This is a genomic window from Sphaerotilus sp. (assembly GCF_041083715.1).
Lineage (GTDB): Bacteria > Pseudomonadota > Gammaproteobacteria > Burkholderiales > Burkholderiaceae_C > Sphaerotilus.
In genome coordinates, this window is record NZ_JBFPGY010000303.1 from 1 (window position 1) to 6,503 (window position 6,503).

The 6,503-nt window shown below is 67.8% G+C and carries 4 protein-coding genes; all 4 read right to left on the reverse strand.

Annotated elements, in window-relative coordinates; genetic code table 11:
* A partial coding sequence (locus AB3X43_RS14155; protein ID WP_369430504.1) for an SGNH/GDSL hydrolase family protein occupies positions 1 to 1,053 on the reverse strand: 1,053 nt, incomplete at its 3' end.
* A gap of 16 nt (positions 1,054 to 1,069) precedes the next feature.
* Positions 1,070 to 2,503 carry an MBOAT family O-acyltransferase gene (locus AB3X43_RS14160; RefSeq protein ID WP_369430505.1) on the reverse strand — a complete coding sequence of 478 codons (1,434 nt, stop codon included), beginning with the start codon at positions 2,501 to 2,503 and terminating at the stop codon, positions 1,070 to 1,072.
* A gap of 190 nt (positions 2,504 to 2,693) precedes the next feature.
* Entirely contained in the window at positions 2,694 to 4,292 is a 1,599-nt protein-coding gene (locus AB3X43_RS14165) for an OmpA family protein (protein ID WP_369430506.1), read from the reverse strand.
* 8 nt (positions 4,293 to 4,300) lie between these two features.
* Positions 4,301 to 6,503 (reverse strand): hypothetical protein (locus AB3X43_RS14170; protein WP_369430507.1); only part of this gene is annotated, 2,203 nt, incomplete at its 5' end.

The following is a 6,503-nucleotide window of genomic DNA, read 5'->3' on the forward strand; positions in this document are numbered from 1 at the left end:
TGCCGCCAGATCACTCATCTGGCGTGCCCCCTCGTCGGTGAAGTGGACGAAGTCCGCGAAGTGGCGCCGCCCACCCGGAATCTGGGCAGCGGCATCCATCAGCGGTAGGCCGCGCCTGGCAGCCAGCGCCCGCAGGCTCTCATTGGCACGGCGCTCCATGTCCAGAAACCCCGCCTCGCGAAGTTCGGGGTAGTAGGAACGCCAGGCACTCAGCATCTGGCCATCGCCGGGCTGCAGATCGGGCCCGAACACGGTCGCGTGCGTCGCAAGCACCACTTTTGTGCCCAGTGCCTCGACCGTGCGAACGGCGCATTCGACATCGTCCCGGTACAGGTCGAGCGTGGCCTGCGGCAACTGGTCCACCGGGACGACGTGGCGCTCGGCCAGACGGATGCTCAGCCGCTTGAGGGCCGTGGTCACCTCTGGCGGAACCACCTGCCGGGCCTGCTCGCCCAGCTTGCCGACCACGCGCAATTCCAGGGCTTTTTCGGGAACAGGTGCACGCGGTGCCACATGGCGCCCGCAATAGGACGCATCGGCTTCGATGTAGTTGGCCGGTGTCGGATAGATCAGGACCCAGGTGGGCTGCAGCGCCTGCACCGCACGTGCCAGATATTCAGCGTGACCGACGCGCAAACCCGGCAGCGCGATGTTGACCACCTCGGCGTCCGGCATGCCGTGGCGCTGCAGCGTCCGCTCGAGCTGGCGGGGATATTCATTGCCCGGACTCTCATAGAGTCCGAACGTCTCCGAGGCACCAAAAGTGAGCACGCGGACCTTGCCCGGCCGTGGCTCCGGACTGCGGAAGCCCATCGAGTTCATCTGCCACTTGCCGAAATGGGCCCCGGGACGCCCTTCGCGGCCGAACTCGCCTTGGCGGAAGATGGATTCGATGGAAAACGGCTTCCAGAACGCAGCCCCCTGGCGGACCAGGTCCTCGCTGCGGGCACACAATTCCAACGTCAGAGCGGCCAGCAAGCCATAGCCGATCCAGCGTATCCAGCGGGTCTGGCGCCAGTGCCGAACCGGGTGCAGGGTGGACAACATCGTCATGACAGGCCCCTGCGACTCAGAACTGAAAGTAGACGAACGACTGCGGTTGGCCACCCAGGAACAGACAGGTGTAGGCCATCGCGGCATAGCTGACGACGCGGGCGGGCGGGCCGCTCCACAGATGGCGCGTGAAGTAGAGGTCGCGGTTGCGCCACTGCATCAGCTGGACCAGCACGAGTGGCGCCACCAGCCGCGCCACCAGCCCCAGCCCAGCCCAGTCCATGGCACCAGCAGGCTGCAGCAGCGCCAGCGTCATCTGCCCGACCTGCTCCAGCGACGAGGCACGGAACAGCAGCCAGCCGTAGCACGTCATCAGAAACATGCACCCCATTCGGATCACCAGCCACAACGTCGGCAGGCGCTCGAACGACCGACCCAGCCGTGCCAGCAACGGCCCGCCAGCCCGGTGCAGCACTTGGATCAGCCCGTGGTAGCCCCCCCAGAGCACGTAATTCCACGCCGCACCGTGCCACAGGCCCCCGAGAAGCATCGTCAGCATCAGATTGCGGTACGTGGGCCATCTCCCGACACGGCTGCCGCCCAGCGGCTTGTAGAGATAATCGGACAACCAGCTCGACAAACTGATGTGCCAGCGCCGCCAGAAATCAGACGGATTGACCGCACAATAGGGCAGATTGAAATTCAGCCCGAATTCAAATCCCATCAGCTTGGCAACACCACGAGCAATATCGGTGTAGCCCGAGAAATCACAGTAAATCTGGAACGTGAAGGCCAGAACGCCCACCACCACCGTCCCGGCAGAAGGATGCGACCCGCCGGTGAATGCGGCGTCCACGAACGGCGCCAGGTTGTCGGCGATATAGATTTTCTTGAAGTATCCCCAGAGCATCAGGTGGAGCCCCTCGAACACTTGGTCCCGGCGGATCACCCGTGGCTGGGTGATCTGGGGCAACAAGGTGGCAGCGCGCTGGATCGGCCCGGCCACCAGATGGGGGAAATACAGAACAGCGAGAAAGAAATCCCAGAACGAATCGGTCGGGTGCAACTCGCCCCGGTAGACATCGATCGTGTAGGACAGCGCCTGGAACGTGTAGAACGAGATCGCGACCGGCAGGATGATCTCGAAGACCTGCAGATCGACCTCGGCACCGAACTGGCGGCTCAACTGCACAGCCGACTGGGCAAAGAAGTTGAAATACTTGAAGAATCCGAGCAACCCCAGATTGGCAACCACGCTGAGCGCCATCAGTCGGCGGCGCACGGCTTGCGGCGCTCCGGTCAGCGTGGCGACCGCCATGCGCTTGGACAATGCATAGTCAAGGGATGTGGTGAACAGCAACGGCAGCAGAAAACGCCAATCCCAGCAACCATAGAAAAAGCAGCTCGCAACCACCAGAAATACATTCTGCGAACGGTGCGGAAGAACGTAATAAATCATCAACACTGCTGGCAGGAACGCCAGCAGAAAACCTGCCGAATTGAATAGCATATGCCCCCTGTGAACTCACCCGGGTCGAGCAGGACGGACCTGCCAACCGCTTTATTGCCCGATTTGACAAATCATAGATCGGCCGGGAGTTTTTTCAGCACGGGACCCCGTGAACAAATGGTGGAGATGGAGAACCCACATGGCACGGATGTGCCATGTGGTGGCCAGCATGCCGGACGCCGGCCAAGGATCAGCTCATGGTCCCGCCCGTACCGCGCATGCACTTGAACGGCGCCGGCTGATGCACCGGTGCATCGGACACCCAGACCTCGACCCGGCGGTCGCGGGCGGCATCGTCCGCAGCGACCGCGGGCGCGGGCGCGAAGCGGCCGACACCGCGCACGACACGAACCGGCACGCCCTGCGCAGCCAGCGCCTCGGCCACGCTGGCCGCACGCTTGTCCGACAGCGCGCGGTTGGAGCAGAAGCCCCCCGGGTCATTGGCAACGCCCAGCACCATCACCGAGACCGGTTTGCTCGCCGCCTGCTCCTTGAGCTGGCGCGCCAGACGATCGACGTCGATGTGGGCGACCGCGTCGAGATCCGCCGATTCGGCAGCAAAGCCGATGCGCCCGGTCATCAGTTGCGCACCGCGGGTCAGCGCGACATAGTCCTTGGGCAGCTTCATGGCCGCGCCAGCCGTCAGCGGGCCGGCCGCTGCCTGGTCGATCAGCACCGGCGATGCGCTGGCCAGCCCGCTGCTGCGCAGCTTCATCTGGGCCACCGGCCCGGCCAGGAACTGCGCATAACGCAGCGCCACCGGCGACGGCGCGACCGGCATCTGCATCACCAGCCGGTGCGTCAGCGGATAGCGTTCGGTCGCGACCGATTCAGGCGTGGGTTTCCAGACGGAGCCCATCGAATCGACCACTGCCAGCACCTTGGCCGAGCCGACCGCCGACAGCGGCACCAGTCCCAGCGCATGCTCATCGGCACCGACCGCTGCGACCAGCGCCGCGTCGGACTCGTGGCGTTGCAGATCCGCACCGGCACTCGCATCGCCCAGCACCTGGTGCCAGACCAGGTTCCAGCTGTCGCTGGACTCGCTGCGCACATTCACCCGGACCGGGCCGGCGGGGCCGCCGAGACGGGTCCCGTCCACCACCCGGCCCGACAGCAGGTCCCGCAGCTGCGCAAGACTGACACGGTCCATGGGATTGTCTGGATGCACGATCACCGCCAGCGCGTCCATGCCGACCAGCACCTGGTTGTCCTTCAGGTCGGTGCCGGAGGTGGACGAAACCCTGCGCAGGCCGGCGTCGTTCGGGGCGGCAGAGCCGCCGTCGAATTCGAGCCGGATGTCCTGGCGCAGTCCCCCGGGCCGCCGCGCAGACACCAGCACGGCACCATGCGGATCCGGTGGAGTGCGGTGGACTTCCACATGGCCCTCCTGCGTCAGGAATGTCTCCATCAATTCACCGCTCAGCACGGGACCGAGGGCGTCCATGCCGTGCATCGCGAAGACGTTGGGAGTCCCGACCCCGGGCGGATCGGATTCGAGCGCCGAGGCGGCCTGCGCCATCACCAACGCGGCCGGCGAAGCGGCCTCGGCGGGCTGCGCAGTCACCTCCGGCGCGCGTTGGGGCCACCAGTTCCAGCCGACCCCCAGCGCCAGCGCCACAGCCAGCGACGAGGCCGCCCAGCGGGCAGCACCGACGCCCTTGGCCGCACCATCGCCGACCGGCAGCAAGGCCGCACCACAGGTGGGGCAGCGGGCGTCCTGATCGGGACAGGGCAACACGGCCCGGGCCGCCGCCTGGCTGCAGGCGGCGGGCAGATTGGTACACACACCTCGACTCATTGCACGGATTCCTGTCTGGCTAATTTCATGGCGGCACGGGCCGCTTCGTTCCATTCGCGACTGACGGCGTCACGCTGTTCGGGTGGCGCCTGGTTGCGCAGCAGATCGATGCGCTGGCGCATGGCATCGCGCAGTTCGGTCTGGACCAGGGGCTGCTGCATGTCGCGCGCCTGCAGCCTCACCGCCACTTCGTCATGCAGATCGTGGAGCACCCGCTCGCGCGCCTGTTCCACCGCGTCGATCGGCCCCCGGCCCAGACACAGGCGGTCCAGCTCGAAGCCGTCGTCATCCAGGCGCACATGCAGCAGCACCGGCTCGGCGCTGACGGGGTCGGTCTCCTCGCGCAGCAGACCGAAGGCCTCGGCCAGCAGCACCACGGTGCGGGCGCGGGCCTTCTGCGCCTGCACGTCGGCCGCCAGCAGTTCGGGCAGCGCCGTCTGGTCATCCAGTTGCAGCCAGAGCGCCGCGCGTCCAGCCTGCAGCCGGTGGGCTTCATGGCGCAGGTGCAGCTCCTGCACCCGCGGCAGCGCCTGCAATGGCAGACCACGCACCACACGCAGCAGCACCAGCTCGCCCTGGCCTTCCGGCAGCTCCTGTACCAGCGGCTGCAGACGGCTGATGCGGTGGATCAGTTCGGCCACGCCCGGCAGCGACGGCACCACGCGGGTCACCGGGCGCCGGGCCACGGTCTGCCCGCCATCGAGTTCCAGATCGTCCTCGGTCACCTCGGACGCGGCGTCCGCCCCGTCGGGCGCTTCCACCGGCTCCGGCTTCGGCGGTGCCGGCACGCGCAGCAGCTCGCTCTGCACCACCCGGCCCGCGGCCACCGCCGGCAACCAGGCCAGCCCGATGCTGGCGCGTGTCTGCAGCGTGGCGAGGTCGCGCGCCGCAGCGTCCGATTCGCCGTGCAGGCGCATCACCCAGGCATCCCAGGCGGCCGACACCACCGGCTGCAGGGCCGAAGGCGGGAGGCGCTTCGCGCAGGCGGCCAACAGGGCATCGCAGGTCTCCTGCTCGCCGATGCGCTGCGCGAAGAGACGGAAATTGGCGTGTTCGCCCAGCTGGGCGAACAGCCCTGCCCGCAGCACGCGCAGGTGCTCGCGCTGCACGGATTCGCGGGTGACGAGCTGGGTGCGCCAGTGGGCCAGCAGCTCGCGGGTATCGAGCCGGCCGTCGGCGTCGGCCGCGTTGAGCGGCGGCAGCGTCGCGGTGGCGGCGACATCGGTTTCCTCGGCCAGCGTCGCCACGGCCATCTCGCCGCCATCGACCATGCCCTGCAGCGTGGTGAGCTGCGACTGCACTTCGGCCAGCAACCGCAGGCTCAGCGTGATGGCGCTGGAGCGGGTGCGGGCCAGCGCGTATTCGCGCAGCAGCAAGGTCGCCTCGGACAGGTCACGCTCGCGCACGCCGCGCAGCAGCCCGAGGGCCTGGAGCGGGCCGGTCGCGGCCTGCTCCAGCGCGTCGAGCTGGCGGTTCAGCACGGTGGCCTGTGTCTCCAGTCCGTGCTGCTCCTGGCGCAGCGGCTCGATGCGGTCGGCCAGATCGGCCAGCACGGCCGCCAGCAGCTGCCCGCAGTCGTGCAGCGCGCGGCGGCCCTGGCGCCAGTCGTCCCACAGGCTGTTCTCGACCCGCTGGCGCACCACCACCGCGCGGCGGCGCAGCGTGTGGTCGGGCTGGTCGAACACCACCTCGATCCCCTGGCCTCGGAAGCGTTCGGCCAATCCCTGGTCGAAGAGCCGGCGCAGCTCGTTGATGCGGCGCGACGGTGCCACCAGCGCGATCAACCCGACAAAATGGGTCTCCAGCATCTGCCATTCCTGCTCGATCGACAGGCTCGGCAGCGTGTCACCGTCGATTTCCGGCAGCGGCACGGCCAGCTGGAAATGGGCATCGCTCAAGCCCCAGACGCTCATCAGCTCGGTCAGTGACTCGTGACCGGAGGCCCGCGGATGCGCGACGAAGCCCAGCCCGGCGCGCCAGTGGTTGTAGCGCAGCTGGGCCAGCAGCCGCAGCATCAGCTCGTGGCCCAGGTGGGCGCGCACGGCATGGCGGTCTGCGCTCCGCTCGGCCAGGCCGAAGGCGGCGAACTCGCCGACGCGTCCCGCACCGGGCGCACGCACCGGCGCCGACAGCGGATCCGACGCCTCGGCCATGCGGTGAAACAGCCAGTCCGCCAACCGGTGTTCCCTGCCAGCGGCG